The following is a 20,048-nucleotide window of genomic DNA, read 5'->3' on the forward strand; positions in this document are numbered from 1 at the left end:
CTTCGGGAATTTTAAATTCTTTATTTCCAGAAGCAGAAATCAAAATATCAGGTCTAGTTTTTAAAATTTCAAAAGTTATAACGCATTTTGAATTTAAATTAATTACATTAGCTCCCCTATCAATTAATTCTTTTGCAAGAGGTTTTCCAAAAATTTCGGACTGATTAATAATTACCAAACAAAGAAAGAAACGAAGTAAAATTTTTTGTAAGTGATATGTCTAAAACATTTAAATCAGTTAAGAAATCATTCTTTAAAAACGCAATACATATCATAGATAGGTACCACTTCATAAGACAAGTATCCTGGGCATTAGAAAATGTTAGAAAGAGAATACAAAAGGATGTATCATCAAAGCTTAGGAAATATTTAAAGAAGTAAGAGTTTAATTACAAAACCTGCCTCTAAGCTAACTTCAGAACAAGCTAATGAAGTATCACTTATGATTGAACTTAACAAGGAATTAAAAGAAGCATACAAGTTAAAAGAATTGTTCTACTGTGTGCCCTGTGGGTACCAGTATGTACTTAATCAGCCAAACAAAACTAGAGCTAAAAAAGCTTTAAGAGAATGGATAAAAAGAGCAGATGAATCAAAATTAAAAGAATTTAAATCTTGTATCACTTCTTTTAATAACTGGTTTGAAGAAATATGTAATTCATTTGATTACTCTTGGTCAAATGGACCTCTTGAAGGAACTCATACAAAGATAAAAACATTAAAAAGAAATTGTTTTGGTATGAGAAATTTTGACTTGTTTAGAAAAAGAATTATGTTTTCATGTAAGTAGAGATTAGGAAAACGGGAAAATTTGCAAAACCCCTAGGGGTTTTATTTGCTATGCTTATTTTTAGTTGTTTTTTGCTATTTTAGTTTTGATATCTTTATTAGCGTCTATGTGCCCATTTTTACATAAAGAAAGAGACTCGAGTTAACGAGTCTCCCCAATATTTGACATAGAGCCTTTTTAAGTTTAGATACAATTTTAGTTAGCCTTTGAATATAGGGCTAATTTTTTTATATATAAGCATTGTAACTGCTGATACTGCAAAACCTTTAATCAAATTGAACGGAACCATACAGTAAATCATCATTGCCCATAGACTATCAACTTTAGGATTAACTGCTGCTCCTGCTCCGATTATAGCTTCCATTGGCATAAAGTTTGCATATAGTGGGAATACAACATAATAATTAGATAAAATGGCAACAACTGTCATAACAACTGTACCAACTAACATTCCAACTATAGCTCCCTTAAAACTCTTATGTCTTTGATAGATAACACCAGCTGTAACTGTCATTACAGAAGCTATTATAAAGTTAGAAAGTTCTCCAACTCCTCCTGTAGAAGTTCCCTTTAGTGTCATGTGTAAAATATTTTTTAATGCACTTATCACGATAGCTGCAACAGGTCCCATAGTAAATGAACCTACCAAAGCTGGTAAATCTGAAATATCGAGTTTTATAAAAGATGGTGCTATAAATGTAAGTGGCACTTCAAAAAACATAAGCACAAATGCTATTGCACTTAACATCCCAACTCTACTCATCACTTTGACATTACTCTTACTGTTAACTTTATTCATAAATAACCCTCCCAAAAATTTGGGCTCAAAAAAAGCCCCAAAACTTCGGGGCATTCAATCACAATTAGATTGCAATCTCTTCTTTCATCCAGACTTTACTGTCGGTACTTGAATTTCACAAGTTCAATCCTAAAGAGGATTCGCGGACTTTACCGCCGGTCAGGAATTTCACCTTGCCCTGAAGATATTTACTAAATTTAGTATACTATACTTTTTGTCACTTTACAATAGGTTCATTCTAATAATTCCTATTAAAATTAAATGTAGAGGATAAAATGCATAGAATACATATTTTAAATTAATTCCTCTCTTTCCATTGTAAAAATACACCAATGGACTTGCTAAAAAAACAGCCGGCATAAACATTTCAAAAGCAAACGCCGGGATTATTGATAATGCTCTTGCCTCTCTGCTATTGCTAAATGTATACATTATAGCTGCAGCAACAATTCCATACACTCCATAATCTACCTTTATAACTTCAGATATAAGAGCAAAAGCTCCTATAATAATAAACCTCACTAAAATTTTACTAAAGCCTTTAAATTTATCTTCAAAAGTCTTAAGACAATACAGCATGGCTAAAATTAGAAATAATTCAAAATAAACATTTTGACTACTTATGTCAAAAACACTACCTCTTAACGCCATATTAAAAGGTATTTCAGATATAAATGCAAATATAAGAAGCCTTAAAATATATTTCTTTACATCTCTTGTTCTGTTAAATCCCTCAATTAGCAAAAATAGAAATATTGGAAATGCAATTCTTCCTATACTTCTCATAATATGAGAAATCTCACTGCTGTTCATACCCAAAAGAGTTACATCATAAAAGCCATTATTTACAAGTCCAGCTGCCACATGATCTATTAACATACAAACCATAGCTATTATCTTTAGAGTGCTTGAACTAAACAAGTCCTTTTTCATAATTTCTCCTAACTTACCATTTGAGTATTTGAATCGTATACTACAACCGGCATATTATAAAAAGCATTTGAATATAGAGTAGGCATTATTGACGGTGGAGTATTTACGCATCCATGTGAACCATTGTATTTATAAATACTACCTCCATAAGTGCTTCTCCAAGTTGAATCATGAAGCCCACAGCCTGTCCAGTCAAATGGCATCCAATAATTTACATGCGACTCCCACGTTGCACCTTTTAACATTCTGTTTGTTTCCTTTGCCCAAACTTTTTGAGTCCCTGTTGGAGTAGCATTTCCTAAGTTTGGATTTCCAGATACAATTGGAGTTTCCAAGACTTTTTGTCCATCCTTATACATCCACATGTGTTGTCTACCTAAGTCAATCTCTATATAAGAATTGCCTATATCATTTGTCTCTCTTCTATATCCTTCTAATCTATACACAGGTTTTAAGGTAACTGTCTTTGTATTTTCAAGAGCCTTAACCAATTCAGCGGTACTTGATTTAACATCAGTCATCCAACCGTATATTCCTCCGCTCACTCTCGCCATTCCAAGTCCTGTAGTTTGAAAATCTCTAGTTGTTTTAAAAGTATCGTACTTACCTGCAATATACTTTATATACTGCTCAACTTTTTCAATATCGGGCACCAATAAATTCTTTTCATTTGGAGAATATAGATTTACAAGAGCCTCATTCTTTAACACTTCTGTTCTGTCAGCAAAGTCATAAGTTATTTCAAATTTATTCAAATTATTTTTTTGTTCCATTTGAGAAATCAATTTTTCATCATCTTTTTTCACAATTGGATTATAATAAATTCCGTCTTTTTCTAAATCTAAAACTTCATCTCTATTTTGCACAGCCGCCATCACTTTTTTTGAAAATAAATCTGTATTTATCTTATTTCCGTACACTTCCGGTTTTATTATAAAACTATTTCCATCATATACCACTGTTGCATCTTGCGGTTCAATTCTTGTCACAGTATTTATCTTTAAATTGCTTAAAACTTGATTGAACTTTTCTACATCGTATTTAGCAGTATTTTTTAATTTATAATCTTTTCTTATTAAGATATATGCTGGCCAATATAGTGAATTTTGTTCAACTGTTTGTCCCTTGTCTAAAGTGTCTGTATAGTCAAAGCTCTTTGAATATATAGTTTCTTCAGAATCTCTTTCTACTATTTTTAACTTGTATTCACCGTATTTTGAATTGTAGTTCTCATACAGCTTAGATTTATCCGTCAATCCAAAATCTTTTCCATTTATATATGTATTTGGCATAAAATTATTTTTAAATATATTTACTCCAACTGCATATATTGCAATTACAACCAATAAAACTAAAAAAAATGTTGCTTTAAATAATTTTTTCATCTTGTCTCTTCACCTATTAACTATGTTACTTCTGTATGTCTTTGCTTATGTCCATAAGCTTATGAAATAGATCGGCTATTTCTGATTTCTGGCTTTTGTCTTTAAGATAGCATATTGCTTTTTCAATTACTTTTTCTTCTCTGTTTGAATCAAAAATTTCAATTCCATTTTCTTTTTTCCATGCACCTATTCTCTTGGCAATGTCTATTCTCTCTTCAAACAGTTCCACTATTTTTCTATCTACTTCATCTATTTCTATTCTCATTTTTTCTAAATCATTCATACTATCACCTTTAAAGTTAAATAAAACACTAAAATATATTCTTTATTAATACCCCTAAACCTTTATGCCCTATCTTAAAACTTTATAAGCCTTATAGTACAACAAAATTTACTTACATTTCATTAAATAATAATACCACAGCTTAATTCATTTTTTATTACAAATCTAATACAAAATGGCAACAATATTTTAATTGTCTGTATAAAAAATAGGAGTTTCACCTCCCATTTTTTCACTATTCTATTGTCTTAACTCGCATAAAGAAATAGTAACAATGCGCTAAAAATACTATAATCAAACATATTCTTCCATGTAAATTGTGCATTAATATGAATGATATACTTAAAAATAATGTAATCATACTCATTATTTTTAGTTTTTTCTTTATTGTCATTCCCTCTTTATTTTTCAACGGTTCTATATTATTTTTGTAAATTGAAGTCTGTAAAAACCACTTATTAAATTTTTCAGACCCTCTGGCAAAACATGCCGTTGCAAGTAAAAGAAATGGTGTTGTAGGAAGAAGTGGTAAATAGATTCCTATAACTCCCAGTCCTAAAAATATAAAACCTAATATTATATATATTGTTTTCAAATTCTACTCCTAATCTAAATTAAATCTTCGGCAAAACTATAAGTCTGTCTTTAAATCTCTCCACACTTAGCTCTGTTCCATAAATTTTACTCATTGAACTCTCTATCAACTCAACATTAGGGTCTCCCTTAAACTCAACTCTACCCTTGTACATTCCAACTACTTCGTCAGAGTACTGCAATGCTTGATTTATATCGTGTAACACCATGATTATGGTGGTCGATAATTCTCGATTAAGTTTTTTTACAAGTTCCAAAATTTCAATTTGATACTTTATGTCCAAATATGTAGTTGGCTCATCCAAGAATAAAATTTCTGTCTTTTGCGCTATGGACATAGCTATCCAAGCTCTTTGAAGTTGTCCCCCAGAAAGTGAATTTATAGATTTAGTTCTGATTTCTTCAAGTCCACAGAGTTTAATTGCATTTTCTATTTCATACTTATCTTTCTCGCCTAAACCTTGCATGAAAGATAAGTAAGGATTTCTCCCATATCTAACTAAACTCTCAACATCAATATCTCCCATAATTATATTTTGTTGGTGCACTATAGATACTTTCTTTGCAAATTCTTTTCGCTTTATGCTATCTATATTCTGTCCATCTAACTTTATCATCCCATGTCTTATTGGCAATTCTTTTGTGCAAAGTTTAAATAATGTACTCCTCCCACACCCATTACTACCAAGTAGAGTAGTTATCTTTCCCTTTTCAAAATTTAAAGATAAATCTCTAATCACGTGGTTCTTGCCATGTTGATTTGCAATAATTATTGCGACACTTAGCTTAATAAATTTAATTCTCACATCTTGAGTGCCAAAACCCATGGATGCCATCACCGGAACATATACTTTGGCGTCAGTAAATTCTTTCTAAGGATCAAAATCAAATTCCAATTCCTTTGGATATAATTTTCCTTTTAATTTTTTATCTGTTCCTTTTACCTTATCGTTGTATTCATCTGTTATGTCGTATTCAGAAATAACTTTTGCAGCTTTTTCCTCTACTTCTAATTCACCTAAATATCCAACAAAGTTGTTCACTTCTAAATGCACAAATTTAACCCTTAGTCTGTACTTGCCATTATTCTCTATCAGCGTTGCATATTTAGATAAAGCCTTCGCACCCATAGATTTAGTGTCTTCGTATTTTTTATAGAGTTCAACTCTTACGTTGTATTCTTTTTCTATCTTTTCTGCTTGTATGAAATTTAAATTAACTATTAACAAAATAAAAGTAATAAAAAAAACATACACTTTTCTTAGTCATACAAACCTCCTATATTAAATTATGATTCTGTCTACCCGTTTGATAATAAATATCATTTATTTTGCTTTTAAATGATATTATTTATCTATAAATTTTTAAATAGTTTCTCATTAAAAAAAAGAGTTAACTTAAGTTAACTCTTTTCAATATCTTTACAGTATTTTTTGTTTTAAAATTTATATTTTCTACTAAATAAGCCATTTATTAAATTTATTCCAACTATAATCTCAAAAGTTAATGTGTATTAATTAAATATTAACCTGCATTAACATATTTCTAAATTTAATAAATCTAGTATTATTATAAAGTCAGCTTTTTCTTTGTGCGTTTTGCTAATACCTATTTTGGAACTTATATTTAAGTTGATAGATGATTTTAAAATATGCCCACCCATCAAGTGCCATTCTTTAAAAATACTTATCGGTATATAAAACTTTTTGTTGTTATATTCAATAACGTGTTCTTCTCCATTTGTTATATAAAATAATTCTGTAACTATTCCAGATTTAGTATAACCATGTATAGGTCGTTTTATAACTTTTGACTCTAATACAATGTAAGCTTCGTGGGATATCAAAAGTCTACCTTCTTCTTCAAAACCCATCATAGCCATTGATAAAGGGTTAAAGGATTCTTTATCATCCGATTTGTATTTTTCTATGGAGAGCATTGCTCTATACTCTCCATCTCCAAATACATTAACTAAATCTTCATAATTTATTTTTTTATTATTTTTAAATTGTCCCAACTTTTTAGACTTACTTATTAACTTCTTTGATAAGTCATCTAATGAAGCTGAAAGTAGTGCATAAGATATTTTTTCGCTCTCTTCCTGACAAATCTTAAGACCTTGGCTCAAAAATAATTCTAATTCTGACCTATTCTCATCCAACTCATTTGCATACTTCTCACCTATTTTAGTAAGTCTATATTTATTTTCTTCTTTGTAAAGAAATCCCTCACGTATCATATTGTCCAATATATTTTTTGAATTTGGTTTAGTACAAGAAAAAGCTTTTGCTACAGCAGTTATATTATTATCTTTTTCATTATTCTTTAAATGTAAAAGATATAACTTTTGTATGTTTGTAATTTCTAAATTTCCCATCTCAACCTCTTTAATTCTCAAATCTTGTTATTTTTTGTATCCTATCAGCTATTCTAAGAGTGGACGGCTTATGACTCACAATCACAACAGCCTTGTCCTTTGTCTTCTCCCATAGCGATTTTAAAATTATCCCCTCGTTCAAACTATCTATATTTGAAGTAGGTTCATCAAGTAGCATCAAATCTCCATCATGCAAAAACCCTCTTGCAATGGAAATTCTTTGCTTTTCACCTGTGGATAATGAACTCCCCAAAGTTTCAACTTGCGTTTGATATCCATTAGGAAGTTCCATTATGAAATCATGAACCGATGCTTTTTTACATGCTTCTATTATCTCGTCATCAGTTGCATTCTCTTTTGCTATTCTCAAATTATCTGCTATTGTTCCCTTGAAAAGATGTGTGCTTTGAGTGATATATGTGTGGTTTTTTCTCAAATTTTTTGTATTTATGTTTTGAATATCTATTCCATTTTCTTTTATATTTCCACCATCTGGATTATAAAATCTCATTATCAACTTCAAAACAGTAGATTTACCGCACCCACTCTTTCCTGAAAGACCTAATATCTCTCCTTTTTTAAGATTTAGATTAAAATCTTCCAAAACTTTTTCATCTTGATAAGAGAAATTCACTCCTTTCATTCCCAACTCTTCAAATTCAATTTCATTTCCATCTTCTACAATTTCAACTGTAGGCTCCTCTTCTAATAGAGAAACTACTCTTTGCCCACACGCAAATGTAGTAAGTAAATTATTGGCTAAATTTGATAGCGCTGAAACCGGGCCAAAAGAACTCATAAATATAATTACAGGCACTATTATGCCCACCATATCTACAATTCTCCTACTGTATAAATACATTGCGCAGATTATAAACACAATGTTTCCAAACATAATTACAGAACTTGATAGAGCTAAGTTTTCACCATATATCTTACTCAATTTTTTAGATGCTAAATTTAACTTTTTAGTCTTTAAAATCATTTCATCTCTTCTATTTGAGCCAGCAAAATACTGAGTTGATTCGCCTATTCCATAGAATGTATCCATTATTGATGAATTCAATGTACTAACTGCTTTTCTTTGAACATCACCTATGTTTTTAGCCCTGTTCGATGTAATAACAGGAACTGCAATTGCCATTATTAAATGGAAAATTAATATCACTACTGCATATAGTAAATTGAACTGAGCCATCAATATCACATAGAAAGTTGTGTGAACAAAAGCTATGGACACAGGAGATATTGTATGTGCATAGAAAACTTCTAATAATTCTATATCAGATGTGATTATGGACACCATCTCGCCACTGTCTATTCCTTCCATTTTCGCTGGTGCAAGTTTTCTTAACGCTTTAAATATTTTATCCCTTATTATTTCCAAAACTTTAAACGCCACATAGTGGTTACATAATTGTTCAAAGTATCTTAAAATCGATCTTAAAACAGCAAAAACAAATAAAAGTATCGCCAAAGTCTTTAAATTAAATTCCATGCTTTGAACTTTTATGATTCCATATCCGCCAACAAACGGTATGGCTGTTGCTATTATATGCCCTAAACTTCCAAATAGAATTGCAAGTAACATTACACCTTTTAGAGGTTTGACTAGCACTATCAATTTTTTTACTAATATCAGATATTCTCTTATCTTTTTCATTTAACCCTCCAATTTTCAAGTGCAATTTGTGAATTGTATAAGTTTGCAAATTCACCATCTAATTCCATCAACTCTTTAAAATTACCTTGTTCTTTGACTTCTGAATTTTGCATATAATATATGTTGTCAGCTTCAACTGAGTGCTTTAATCTATGAGATATTATTATTATCAACTTATGTTTTTTTAATTCATTTATGAATTCCATAATTATATCTTCACTTTCAGCATCAATATTTGAAGTCGCTTCATCAAATATATATATTGGAGAGTTCTTTAAAATAGCTCTTGCCATTGCTATTCTTTGTCTTTGTCCACCAGAGAAATTATTCCCCTGTTCCAAAATTAATGTATCTAATCCATTCTCGGATAGGAAATAATCTTTAAGTTCTAACTTATCTAAAATATTCCACATTTCATCTTCAGTTACATTCTCATTTCCCATTTGCAAATTATATCTAAGTGTGCCCTTAAATAAATATGGATTGTTAGTTACTAAAGTTGCATTTTTTAAAATTTCTTCTTCTCTTATATCTCTCTTAGTTCCATAATAAATTTCACCTTTATCTTGAACTATAGAATTCATAATCAAAGAAGCTATTGTTGATTTACCACACCCACTTTTACCTACCAAGTAATTTAATGTTCCAAATTTAAATTCCATATTTATATTATTTAAAACTTGTCTTGATTTGTCATACGAGAAACTTACATCTCTCAATGATATGCTTGGAGTTTTGGTGTCGATATATTCTTTACCTTGTCTCTCTTCCGGCATTTCCATCACTCTAAACAAATGGTCAACAGCTCCCATGCCATTCATCGCTATATGGAAGAATGAACCCAATAGTCTAAGCGGTAAGAAAAATTCGGATGAAATTAAAATTACAATTAAGGCTTGTTCTATACTTATCAAATCATTTGAATAGTAATAAGCACTAAATAAAATACCTAAAGCTGCTCCAGAATAAGCTATGATGTCAAGAGCAGTTATGTTGTTAAGCTGCATACTCAAAACTCTCATAGTATTTATTCTAAAATCTCTCGCGTATTTATTTAGTTTTATATTTTGAGATTCATCTGCATCAAAGATAATTAAAGTTGTAAGTCCCTCTAAAAAGTCCACAAAAACTTCAGATAAATCTACATAGCTTCCCCAATATTGAGAATTTATTTTTTTAGCTAATTTTTGAACTAACATAATAGCTATTGGAATCAAAGGTACCAATACAATTAAAGCTATGGCTATTACTTTGTTAATCTTCATTAGAAAAATAAATAAGATTATTGGCGAAATCATAGAATAAACTAATTGAGGAATGAAAGAGCTAAAATATACCTCTAAATTTTCAATACCATTCACAGAAAGTTGTGATATTTCAGCTATATTAAAGTTTTTTGAATATCTCATTCCGTAGCTGTAAACTTTATCGAATAATTTTATTCTTATTTTTTCTTTTACCTTACATGATAATTCATTAGAAAGAGCGCTAATTAATTTAATTACACCTATCTGTAAGAATATAATTAGCAATAGTCCTACTATTAATTTACATTCGATTTGATTGCTATAAATAACATTTGCAATTGAATAAGCTACGCAATATATCATTCCAACATTTAGTAGAAGTGCAACAATTTTTAGTATGATTAAATAAAGTATATATACTTTTTCTTTTTCCATAATCCCAAGTAACTTTTTATTAATCATTAGCTACCTCCAGATCAACTGGTGAAACAAAGTATTCTATACCTTCTTTAGAAAAATGTTGTATGAAAGTCAGTTTGTAAATAAACTGCTCTTCTTTGTTAAAAATATTTTTTTTCTTTTTTAAAATAGGTTTCAAAGTTTTTCTCCTCTCTGCCGGGTAGACAGAACCTATTTCTATACTTCAAGATTATATCAGAGATTTTTCAAATAGTAAATTATTTTGATATGAAATATCATTTGTTTTTGTTAAATTTGTATAGACGAATTGTCAAATCAAATGCAACACCTATGGTAAGAGACCAAAAAGTTCTTCTTTAGGTGTTTTATATTTTATACATTTTCTAGGTCTATTATTCATTAAACTTAAGTTATAATTTAATTCATCAATATTCACTTCTGATAAATCCATACCCTTAGGATAAAACTCCCTCAAAAGTCCGTTACTATTTTCATTTGTACCTTTTTTGCCATGCACAATAGGGATCACAAAAATAAGTTTTGCATCCTAATTCTTTTTCTATTTTCTCAAATTCTGAAAATTCTTTACCTCTATCAAAGGTTATTGTTTTTACTAATTCTTTTGGATAATCTTTTAATGCATTTATTATTGCTGGTGTTACGCTTTCCGACTTTCTATTTTCAACTAGGATTGCTATATAATATCTAGATTTTCTTTTCTGCTAAAGTTACGAAACAACATCTACTTTTCCTTTTATGATCTAATCTGCCTGATTCCACTGTATCTGCTTCCCAGTGGCCTAATTCTTGCCTTCTGTATATCTCTTTAGGTCTTTTCTTAATTGTTCTACCTTTATCATTGAATTTTCCTCTTTTTTCTGCTGGCCTTTTAAATTTAGCTTTTCTTCTCAAATTTTTCATACTAGTTTTTGGCAGCTTTTTGGCGTGTATCATTCTATATATCGTTGATGTAGATGGTAATTCATGAATCTCATTTGTGTTTCTATTTGATATTTGTTCAGGGGACCAATGTTCGTTAATCTTTACAGTTAAATAATCAATAACATCTTTAGAAAATTTACTTTTTCTATGGCAGTCTTTTCTTCTATCAATATATTTATCATTTGCCTTTATCGGAAAGTACTTAGTGTAACTTCCCCTACTAACTTTTATCTTAGATGAATTTCTTTTAATTTCTCTAGATATTGTACTAGGTGACCTTTTAAGTGCTTGTGCAATTTTCCTTATACTCATTCCTAAATTTAAAAATTGGTAAATACAAGATCTTTCTTCTATGGTAAGATGGTTATAGCTCATAGTTAATCACTCCTTTTAATATGTTTTGTTTGGTCACTTACATATTAACACAGCTGATTAGCTATGAGTTTATTTATGTTGCACTTGTTATGATAAATTATCTATATAAAAAGAGCCGACACAAGTCAGCTCTTAAAAATTTTATTTATGTTCTTTTTTAGCCTTAGCTTCTTCTATAACTTTTTCTGCTATATTTGATGGAACTTCTTCATATCTTGCAAATTCCATAGTGAAGATTCCCCTACCTTGAGTTAGTGCTCTAAGGTCTATTGAATATTCAAACATTTCAGCTTGAGGCGCCTCTGCAATTAATAGTTGAGTTCCATCGCTTTGTTGGTCCATTCCAAGTATTCTACCACGTCTCTTGTTCATATCTCCCATTACATCTCCAAGATATGTGTCTGGAACTACAACTTCCACTTTAACTATCGGTTCTAATAGCACAGGCTTAGCTTCTTCCATACCTTTTTTAAACGCTATGTTCGCAGCTAACTTAAATGAAACTTCGTTTGAGTCAACATCATGGTAAGAACCATCATATAAAACTGCTTTAAAGTTTGTTACAGGATATCCTGCTAGCACACCATGTTCTTTTGATTCGATAATACCTTTTTCAACTGCTGGGAAGTAGTTCTTTGGTACAGCTCCTCCAAATACTTCTTCGTCAAATATGAAATCTTCGTCAGATGGTTCAAATCTAATCCAAACGTCTCCGTATTGTCCTGCTCCACCTGATTGTTTTTTATGTTTACCTTGAACTGATGCTGTTCCTTTTATTGTTTCTCTATAAGGAATGATAAATGGAACTATATTAACTTCAACTCCAAAAGTATTCTTTAATTTTTCAAGAATTACATCTAATTGTACTTTTCCTTGTCCGCCTATTGTCAATTGCTTAGTTTCTGAGTTTCTTTCGATTACAATTGATGGATCTTCTTCTTTTAATCTTCTCAATGAAGTTGATAGTTTTTCTTCGTCACCTTTTGTCTTAGCTTCTATTGCATAGAAAAGAACTGGTTGTGGGAATTTAGTAGATTTAAACTTAACTACGTGATTCTTATCGCAAAGAGTATCTCCTGTTTCTGTGTGTGCAAGTTTTGTTGTAGCACCTATATCTCCTGCGTATATCTCACTTATTTCGCTTTGAGTTTTACCACTTACTAAGTACAATCCACCTAATTTTTCACTTTGTTCTTTTGTTGAGTTGTATAACATAGTATCCTTAGTTATTTTTCCTGAAATGACTTTAAATATTGTTATCTTTCCAACAAATGGGTCAGTTATAGTTTTTATAACTCCTGCTGAGAAAGGTTCTTTTTCAGAAACAGTTCTCTCTTCACCTTCAACGTGTCTGAAACCTAAGTGAGCTCTTTGGTCATCTGGTGCTGGCATATAGTTTATTATAGTGTTTAAAAGAATATCTATACCTATTCCCTTTTCACCAGAACCAACTAATAGTGGAACTGCATCCCCTTCTAATAGAGCTGTTGTAACCCCTCTTAGTAAATCTTCTCTAGTAAATTTTTCTCCAGAAAAATATTTTTCCATTAGAACTTCGTCAGAACTTGCAACTACTTCTGCAATTTCTTCGTACATTCTTTCAGTAGCTTTGACTTGGTCGTGAGTAAGTTCTATTTCTTCAGGAGCTCCATCTTTATATCTAAATCCTTTTTGATAGATTACATCTGTAACTCCTATAAAGTCTTCTCCCTCTCCTATAGGTACTGAAAAAGGAATTACTTTCTTTCCGAATCTGTCTTCAAGCTCTTCCATTAATCTTCTGAAATTTACGTTTTCCCCATCTATCTTATTGATGAATATAATTCTTGGAAGTCCTATTTTCTCAGTATATTTCCACATTCTCTCTGTTCCAACTTCAATTCCTGAAGTTGCATCTATAACCATAAGAGCTGCCTCAGATGCTCTCAAAGCTCCATAAGCTTCTCCAATAAAGTCAAGATATCCAGGAGTATCAATGATATTTACTTTTGTATTTCTCCATTCAACAGGTATTATTGATGTTCCTATTGAAGTGCCTCTTTCCATTTCTTCTTTAGAAAAATCACTTACTGTGTTCTTTTCTGAAACACTTCCCAATCTCTTAGTAGCACCACTTTGAAATAACATAGCTTCTGTAAGATTAGTCTTACCACTACCACTGTGTCCTACCAAAGCTAAATTCCTAACCTGTTCAGTTTTATATACCTTCATATCTATCCTCCTATAGTTGAAATCGTTTTACTATTTGATTATACCACAGAATTAATAATTTTTATACGTTTTTAATTTATTCAGATATTATAAAACAGTATTTTTATTTTATATAGTCTATTCTTCTAATAATTCAAATCTATATTTTTGTTCTGCTTCCGGGTATTTAATTTTGTCTACTTCTGATACAAACATTTCATAAGGTCTTGCAAATATACCGTAGTCATCATATAGGGCTTGATATATCACCAATTTTTCTCTGGTCTCACTATGTATTGCCAAGTTTAAAACTTTATACATTTTCCCTTTAAAATGTCTATAATTTCTATTTAATAAAACTTCTCTCATATTACCTCTACGTTTATGTAAAAATTAGGCCGATTAAATCGACCTAATCAAAAATATTTTATTTATTTTACTTCAGTTTTTGTTTCTTTTTTAGCTTCTTCTTTTGCTTCTGGTTTTACTTCTTTTTTAGCTTCTTCTTTTGCTTCTGGTTTTACTTCTTTTTTAGCTTCTTCTTTCGCTTCTGGCTTTACTTCTTTTTTAGCTTCTTCTTTTGTTTCAGCCTTTAGTTCAGTTGATATAACTACTTTATTTTCAGCTTCATTGTATTCAACCTTAGCTATGTTAAGAGCTTTTGCAACGTCTCTTAATCTGAAGTAGTTGTTTCCGTTTATTTTGTAAGCTTTTGCTTCTAAAAGATTTCCTTCAACTTTTGCTTCAGCTTTTGCTTCTGGTTTTACTTCTTTCTTAGCTTCTTCTTTTACTTCAGCTTTTGCTTCTGGTTTTACTTCTTTTTTAGCTTCTTCTTTTGCTTCAGCCTTTACTTCTGGTTTTACTTCTTTTTTAGCTTCTTCTTTTGCTTCAGCCTTTACTTCTGGCTTTACTTCTTTTTTAGCTTCTTCTTTTGCTTCAGCCTTTACTTCTGGTTTTACTTCTTTTTTAGCTTCTTCTTTTACGATATAAACTTTGTCATTAGTAAGTTCTGCAGTAACTTTTTCTTCTAAAGGTTTAACTTCTTTAGTTTCTGATTTATATTCTTTTCCTAATGTTAAAACAACTTTTCCTTCAGTATAGTCAACTGAGAATTTTGAAGATGTTTCGTTTAAAATCATTGCTAAATCTCTTAACTTGAAATAGTTTTCTCCATTGATATTGTATCCTGCGATAGTAACATCTTTTCCATTTAAGTTTACTTTTTGAGGAGATACTACAACTTTAGCCATTTCAGCCATAGGTTTCTTTTCTGCCTCTTTGTTAAGTTGTTCAACAACAGCTTTAACATCCTTTGTATCTTTCACTTCTACTGCTGCAACAGGCATAGCTGAACTTGCTAAAATAACTGTTGCTAATGCTACTGGTAATAATTTTTTCATTATTTCATCCTCCTAAAATTTCTTATTCTATAATAATCTAACAATATTCTATTTCTGTCAAGGTTCTACAGAATTTTTTAAGTTATACTTTGATTTTACTTAGAAATCTTCACATAAAAATATCGTAGCTAACATTAACTACGATATCTTGTAATATTTAATTTAAAATAATTTAATTTCCATTTCTACCTGGAACTTTGTTGAATATACCAGTAACCATTAAAGCTATAGCTCCATCTCCTGTTACGTTACATGCAGTACCAAAAGAATCTTGTAATGCAAATATAGATAACATAAGTGCTGTTCCAGCATCGTTAAATCCTAATACTGATGTTATAAGTCCTAGAGATGCTACAACTGTTCCCCCTGGTACCCCTGGAGCTGCTATAGCGAAAATACCTAATAGGAAGCAGAATAAAATCATGCTTGATAGTTCTGGCATTTTACCGTATAAAATTTGAGATACTGTCATTACAAAGAATGTTTCAGTTAATACAGATCCACATAAGTGAGTGTTAGAGCAAATTGGAATTACGAAATCTCTAATTTCCGGATCCAAAGTCTTAGACTTGCCCGCTGATTTTAAGGCAACTGATAGTGTTGCTGCAGATGACATAGTTCCAAGAGCTGTTAAATACGCTGGTAGATAGTGTTTGAAAACTTCTTTTGGATTAGTTTTTGAGAATAATCCACCTAAAGAGTAAAGAAGTGTCAACCAAATAAAGTGACCTACTATTACAATTAGAATTATCTTCAAGAAAACCGGTAATTCTCTGATTATAACTCCTTCGTATGAAAGTTCTGCAAAAGTAGTTCCAATGTATAGTGGAAGTATGTTTATAACAACTTTATCTACGATTTTTAAAACCATAGCATTAAAATCATTTAAAAGTTCTTCCCAAACTTTTGACTTAGTCCAAATTACTGCAAGGCCTATTAAAACAGCTGTTACAAGTGCTGTCATAACTGGCATTATAGGGCTAAAGCTAAGAGAGAATACAGATTCTGGAATAGCTCTACCTTCTCCAACATTACTTGCTATGTTTAAGTTAGGAATTATCATTCTACCTGTTACTAAACTAAAAAGTGCTGCTCCAACTGAAGATATATAGCAAATAATTAATGTTGTACTTAGAATTTTACCTGCATTATCTTTTAAAGACACTATTGCCGGTGTTATAAATCCAAGTATTATTAAAGGAACAACGTAGCTTATAAGATTGCTTAGAATAGACTTAATTGCATCTATTACAACTATTATTTCGGCAGAAGCTACAGATCCGACCAAAATACCTACTGCTAATCCCACAATCAGTTTGAAAACTAATGTGTTAAAAAAAGACTTCTTTTTCATATTTCCTCCTCATGAAATAAAGTTATTAGACTATGATATAATTTTCTAATATCTTTTACAACCGTATTGTATTATCTTTTAATAATTCTCTACAATTTATTTTTTTAACATTTCATTTAAGATTACTTCGTCCGTAGTCTTCATCCCGTATCTTGCAATATTACTTACAGTTTCTATTGTTTCATCTAAAGTGGCTTTAACTATTCCATCCCCTGCTTCAAATGAATTTTCTGTCTTGGCTTGCTCGTAAGCTAAGAATGCATTTCTCAAACTTGAGGCAATCTTCATAGCACAACTTGGCTTAGCTCCATCACATATAATTCCAGAATTTACAGCTAAGGCATTAGATAGTATTCCCTTTAAAATTTCAACAGGTTCATTATTTAAGTATCCTATTCCGCAAACTGATGCAGAAGCTGCTGATACAACTCCACAATAAGCAGATAGTTTTCCTATACCTTGTTTTAAATACAAACCAATCAAATTTGCAAATACAAGTGCTCTGTATAGTTCATCCTCTGAAAATTTCTTGTCTTTTGCGTATAAAATTATTGGTACAGAGACAGTTATACCTTGATTTCCACTTCCAGAATTAATTACAACAGGCTTTTCTGAACCCGCCATTCTCGCATCAGAACCGGCAGCTGCATACGCAACTAACTTTTCAGTAGAATTATCATGACAACTATTTAAAATTAATTTTCCTATATTAGATCCCCAACTATTTTCAATTCCATCTTTAGCAATTGCAATATTGTATTCAACTTCTAAATCCAAAATATCTTTTATTTCAGAATAATCACAAGTCTTTGCAAAATCATAAATTTTTTCAAAAGAAAAATCAATTTTACATTCATCTTCGCTCTCTAATCCCTTTTCGTAGATTACTTCATTGTTTTTCTCTTTGAGAATTATGTTTGTATGTCCACCTTGTACAACTACTCTTGAAGACTCTTCTCCTGCCACTAATTTTATATCAATGTATAAATTAGCAACTCCCGGTTTTAATTGAATATCAATTATTCCAGACTCTATCTTCTTATCACAATCGTCCAATTTAGCTTTATCTACTCCAGATAAAACCTCCAACTGTTTTGAAGCATCTCCAAGAAATGCACCTGCAACTATAGATATAGCTAGACCCTTTCTTCCATCAGTTCCCGGCACTGTTACAGAGTTGGCATTCTTTATTATATTACCTGAAACATTTGCGAATATCTTTTCAGGTTCCTTATTTAAAATTTCTCTCGCAACAGCTGAAGCGTATGCCAAAGCTATAGGCTCTGTGCAACCAAACGCAGGAACTAATTCCTTTTTCATATAACTTATATAATCCATACTTAACCCCCTTTACTAATATTAATAGCAAATTTCGTGCCAATTTCTAATTACAAAATGCAATATAAAAACACTTTTTGTTTTTTGTTTTTGCAAATTTGAGAATTTTATTTGCATTTTTGCAAATTTATATATACTATCTACTTAGGTGATAAAATGTTTGAAATAGATCAAATTAAAAATTCTGTACAAGATATAGCTGATGCAATAGCTTCCATACTCCAAGTAGAAGTCACCATAGTCAACAAGGATTTGAGACGTATTGCAGCTACTGGAAACTATAAAGATTTAATAGGTGAACAACTTCCCAAGGGATGTTCCTATGAGCACATACTACATAGCAAATCGTTTGAAAGTATAATTGAAAAAAATTTAAGTGATAGGTGTAAAAATTGTACCTACTTAGATAAATGTGAAGAAATGGCTTCTATTGGCTACCCCATTTTCAGTGATACAGGTGAAGTTTTAGGAGTTATTGGTTTGATAGCTTTCACACAAAAACAACGTGATTCAATTTATAAAAATTATGAGAGTATAACCAAGTTCTTATCCAAGCTAAGTCTTTTAATGTCAAGAAACTTACAATATGAGCAAACTATCAATGATATATCTTTGAAAAATCAAGAAATATCAAATATTGTAAACTCTCTTGATAGTGCAATACTATTTGCCGATAAAAATATGAGAATTCAAAATTATAACCATAAAGTGTATGATTTTTTGAGCATAGAACCTAAAAACTTATTGAATAAAAATATATGTGACATATTTGACAACTTTAACCAGTCGTCTCAAAGCCAAAAACTCTCTCTAAAACATGCCCGAAATTCTAATGAATACTTAGTCAAAACTATAGAAAATTTTGTAAACGGCAATGTTGAAAGTTATATTTTTCAAATTTCTAAATATGTGAATATAGTTAAAAATGCGTACAACATCATAGAGAGCAACTCCACTCTAACCTTTGATGATATTCTCGGAGACAGCATTGCAATAAATAATACCATCACTCTTGCAAAACAAATTTCTAAAGGTAGCTCATCGGTTATGATTCAAGGTGAAAGTGGCACTGGAAAAGAATTATTTGCTAGAGCCATCCACAACCACTCTGAAAGAAAAAACAATCCTTTCATAGTAATAAACTGTGCCTCAATTCCGGACAATCTGTTGGAAAGTGAATTGTTTGGATATGAAAAAGGTGCTTTTACAGGCGCTAATTCATCTGGTAAAGTGGGTCGTTTTGAATTGGCAAACGGTGGAACTCTATTTTTGGATGAAATTGGAGACTTGCCAATCCATCTTCAACCAAAACTACTTCGTGTCTTGCAAGACGGAAGATTTGTAAGACTTGGTGGTAAAAAAACTATTGAAGTGAATTTTAGACTTATTACTGCAACAAATAGAAATTTAGAAAAGATGGTTAAAAATAATGAATTTAGAGAGGATTTATATTTTAGACTTAGTGTAATTCCAATAAATATACCCCCTCTACGAGATAGAAAAAGTGATATTCCTTTAATAGCAAACTGCAAACTTGAAGAATATTGTTCTAAACTAAATAAACCTCCTAAAACTTTTTCAGATTCTATTTTAAATATCTTTCAAAATATGAACTGGGAAGGAAATATAAGACAGTTGGAAAATATCATTGAGTTTTTAGTAAATATTTCTGAAAACAATATAATAGATGAGTCTCTTTTACCAAACCATCTATCGCCAACTACAGTTCAAACCGAAGTGAATGTACCTAAAAATGTATCACAAACTTCCCTACAAGAACAATTGGATAGTTACGAAAAGATAATTTTAAAAAATATGGTTGAACAATATGGCTCATCTACAAAATCAAAACAACAAATAGCTGATATACTCAAAATAAATTTATCAACACTCTATAGAAAACTATATAGATATAATTTATTATAAAACTCCTACTTCATATTGAAATAGGAGTTTTT

General features: G+C 30.6%; 17 protein-coding genes, 2 pseudogenes and 1 riboswitch. Of the genes and pseudogenes, 2 read left to right on the forward strand and 17 right to left on the reverse strand.

What is annotated here, in order from left to right; translation table 11 throughout:
* Positions 1–216: 216 nt before the first annotated feature.
* A pseudogene (locus tag B8869_RS09255) lies at positions 217–790 on the forward strand (transposase).
* Between the two features lie 199 nt (positions 791–989).
* Here B8869_RS09255 and B8869_RS09260 read toward each other — a convergent pair.
* The 17 genes and pseudogenes from B8869_RS09260 to B8869_RS09335 form a co-directional block, all read right to left on the reverse strand.
* Entirely contained in the window at positions 990–1,589 is a 600-nt protein-coding gene (locus B8869_RS09260) for an ECF transporter S component (RefSeq protein ID WP_084231346.1), read from the reverse strand.
* A gap of 72 nt (positions 1,590–1,661) precedes the next feature.
* A riboswitch (FMN riboswitch) is annotated at positions 1,662–1,779 on the reverse strand.
* Positions 1,780–1,811: 32 nt separating this feature from the next.
* Positions 1,812–2,522 (reverse strand): TraX family protein, encoded by a 711-nt coding sequence (locus B8869_RS09265; RefSeq protein WP_084231347.1) that lies wholly within the window; start codon positions 2,520–2,522, stop codon positions 1,812–1,814.
* 8 nt (positions 2,523–2,530) lie between these two features.
* Positions 2,531–3,907, reverse strand: coding sequence for a L,D-transpeptidase family protein (locus B8869_RS09270; protein WP_084231348.1), 1,377 nt, complete (start codon positions 3,905–3,907; stop codon positions 2,531–2,533).
* A 25-nt stretch (positions 3,908–3,932) separates the two neighbouring features.
* Positions 3,933–4,190 (reverse strand): chorismate mutase, encoded by a 258-nt coding sequence (locus B8869_RS09275; RefSeq protein ID WP_084231349.1) that lies wholly within the window; start codon positions 4,188–4,190, stop codon positions 3,933–3,935.
* 235 nt (positions 4,191–4,425) lie between these two features.
* Positions 4,426–4,785 carry a YbaN family protein gene (locus tag B8869_RS09280; protein ID WP_084231350.1) on the reverse strand — a complete coding sequence of 120 codons (360 nt, stop codon included), beginning with the start codon at positions 4,783–4,785 and terminating at the stop codon, positions 4,426–4,428.
* A gap of 19 nt (positions 4,786–4,804) precedes the next feature.
* Entirely contained in the window at positions 4,805–5,611 is an 807-nt protein-coding gene (locus B8869_RS09285; protein WP_144017984.1) for an ABC transporter ATP-binding protein, read from the reverse strand.
* Between the two features lie 45 nt (positions 5,612–5,656).
* Entirely contained in the window at positions 5,657–6,013 is a 357-nt protein-coding gene (locus tag B8869_RS09290) for an NEAT domain-containing protein (protein ID WP_159445258.1), read from the reverse strand.
* A gap of 305 nt (positions 6,014–6,318) precedes the next feature.
* On the reverse strand, positions 6,319–7,161 hold the full coding sequence (locus B8869_RS09295) for a helix-turn-helix domain-containing protein (RefSeq protein ID WP_084231352.1): 843 nt from the start codon (positions 7,159–7,161) through the stop codon (positions 6,319–6,321).
* Positions 7,162–7,171: 10 nt separating this feature from the next.
* Positions 7,172–8,824: an amino acid ABC transporter ATP-binding/permease protein gene (locus tag B8869_RS09300; protein WP_084231353.1), complete on the reverse strand. Its 1,653-nt coding sequence runs from the start codon at positions 8,822–8,824 to the stop codon at positions 7,172–7,174.
* A complete protein-coding gene (locus tag B8869_RS09305; protein ID WP_084231354.1) occupies positions 8,821–10,533 on the reverse strand; it encodes an ABC transporter ATP-binding protein/permease in 1,713 nt (570 codons plus the stop codon). The genes B8869_RS09300 and B8869_RS09305 overlap by 4 nt, the downstream gene beginning before the upstream one ends.
* Positions 10,526–10,669, reverse strand: coding sequence for a hypothetical protein (locus tag B8869_RS11610; RefSeq protein WP_159445259.1), 144 nt, complete (start codon positions 10,667–10,669; stop codon positions 10,526–10,528). Before B8869_RS11610 ends, B8869_RS09305 begins: the two co-directional genes overlap by 8 nt.
* A gap of 150 nt (positions 10,670–10,819) precedes the next feature.
* Positions 10,820–11,808 (reverse strand): annotated as a pseudogene (locus B8869_RS09310) (IS30 family transposase).
* Between the two features lie 141 nt (positions 11,809–11,949).
* Positions 11,950–14,019 carry an elongation factor G gene (gene fusA, locus B8869_RS09315; RefSeq protein ID WP_084231355.1) on the reverse strand — a complete coding sequence of 690 codons (2,070 nt, stop codon included), beginning with the start codon at positions 14,017–14,019 and terminating at the stop codon, positions 11,950–11,952.
* A 117-nt stretch (positions 14,020–14,136) separates the two neighbouring features.
* Positions 14,137–14,367, reverse strand: coding sequence for a DUF1653 domain-containing protein (locus B8869_RS09320; protein WP_084231356.1), 231 nt, complete (start codon positions 14,365–14,367; stop codon positions 14,137–14,139).
* 62 nt (positions 14,368–14,429) lie between these two features.
* The gene (locus B8869_RS11515) at positions 14,430–15,398 is read right to left on the reverse strand and encodes a cell envelope integrity TolA family protein (protein WP_144017985.1); all 969 of its coding nucleotides are present in this window, start codon (positions 15,396–15,398) and stop codon (positions 14,430–14,432) included.
* 172 nt (positions 15,399–15,570) lie between these two features.
* The gene (locus B8869_RS09330) at positions 15,571–16,752 is read right to left on the reverse strand and encodes a dicarboxylate/amino acid:cation symporter (protein WP_084231357.1); all 1,182 of its coding nucleotides are present in this window, start codon (positions 16,750–16,752) and stop codon (positions 15,571–15,573) included.
* 96 nt (positions 16,753–16,848) lie between these two features.
* Positions 16,849–18,090 carry an L-cysteine desulfidase family protein gene (locus tag B8869_RS09335; RefSeq protein ID WP_084231358.1) on the reverse strand — a complete coding sequence of 414 codons (1,242 nt, stop codon included), beginning with the start codon at positions 18,088–18,090 and terminating at the stop codon, positions 16,849–16,851.
* 156 nt (positions 18,091–18,246) lie between these two features.
* Between B8869_RS09335 and B8869_RS09340 the strand changes: the two genes are divergently transcribed.
* On the forward strand, positions 18,247–20,016 hold the full coding sequence (locus B8869_RS09340; protein WP_084231359.1) for a sigma-54 interaction domain-containing protein: 1,770 nt from the start codon (positions 18,247–18,249) through the stop codon (positions 20,014–20,016).
* The last annotated feature ends 32 nt before the right edge of the window (positions 20,017–20,048 follow it).

This window comes from Peptoniphilus asaccharolyticus DSM 20463, from assembly GCF_900176115.1.
Lineage (GTDB): Bacteria > Bacillota > Clostridia > Tissierellales > Peptoniphilaceae > Peptoniphilus > Peptoniphilus asaccharolyticus.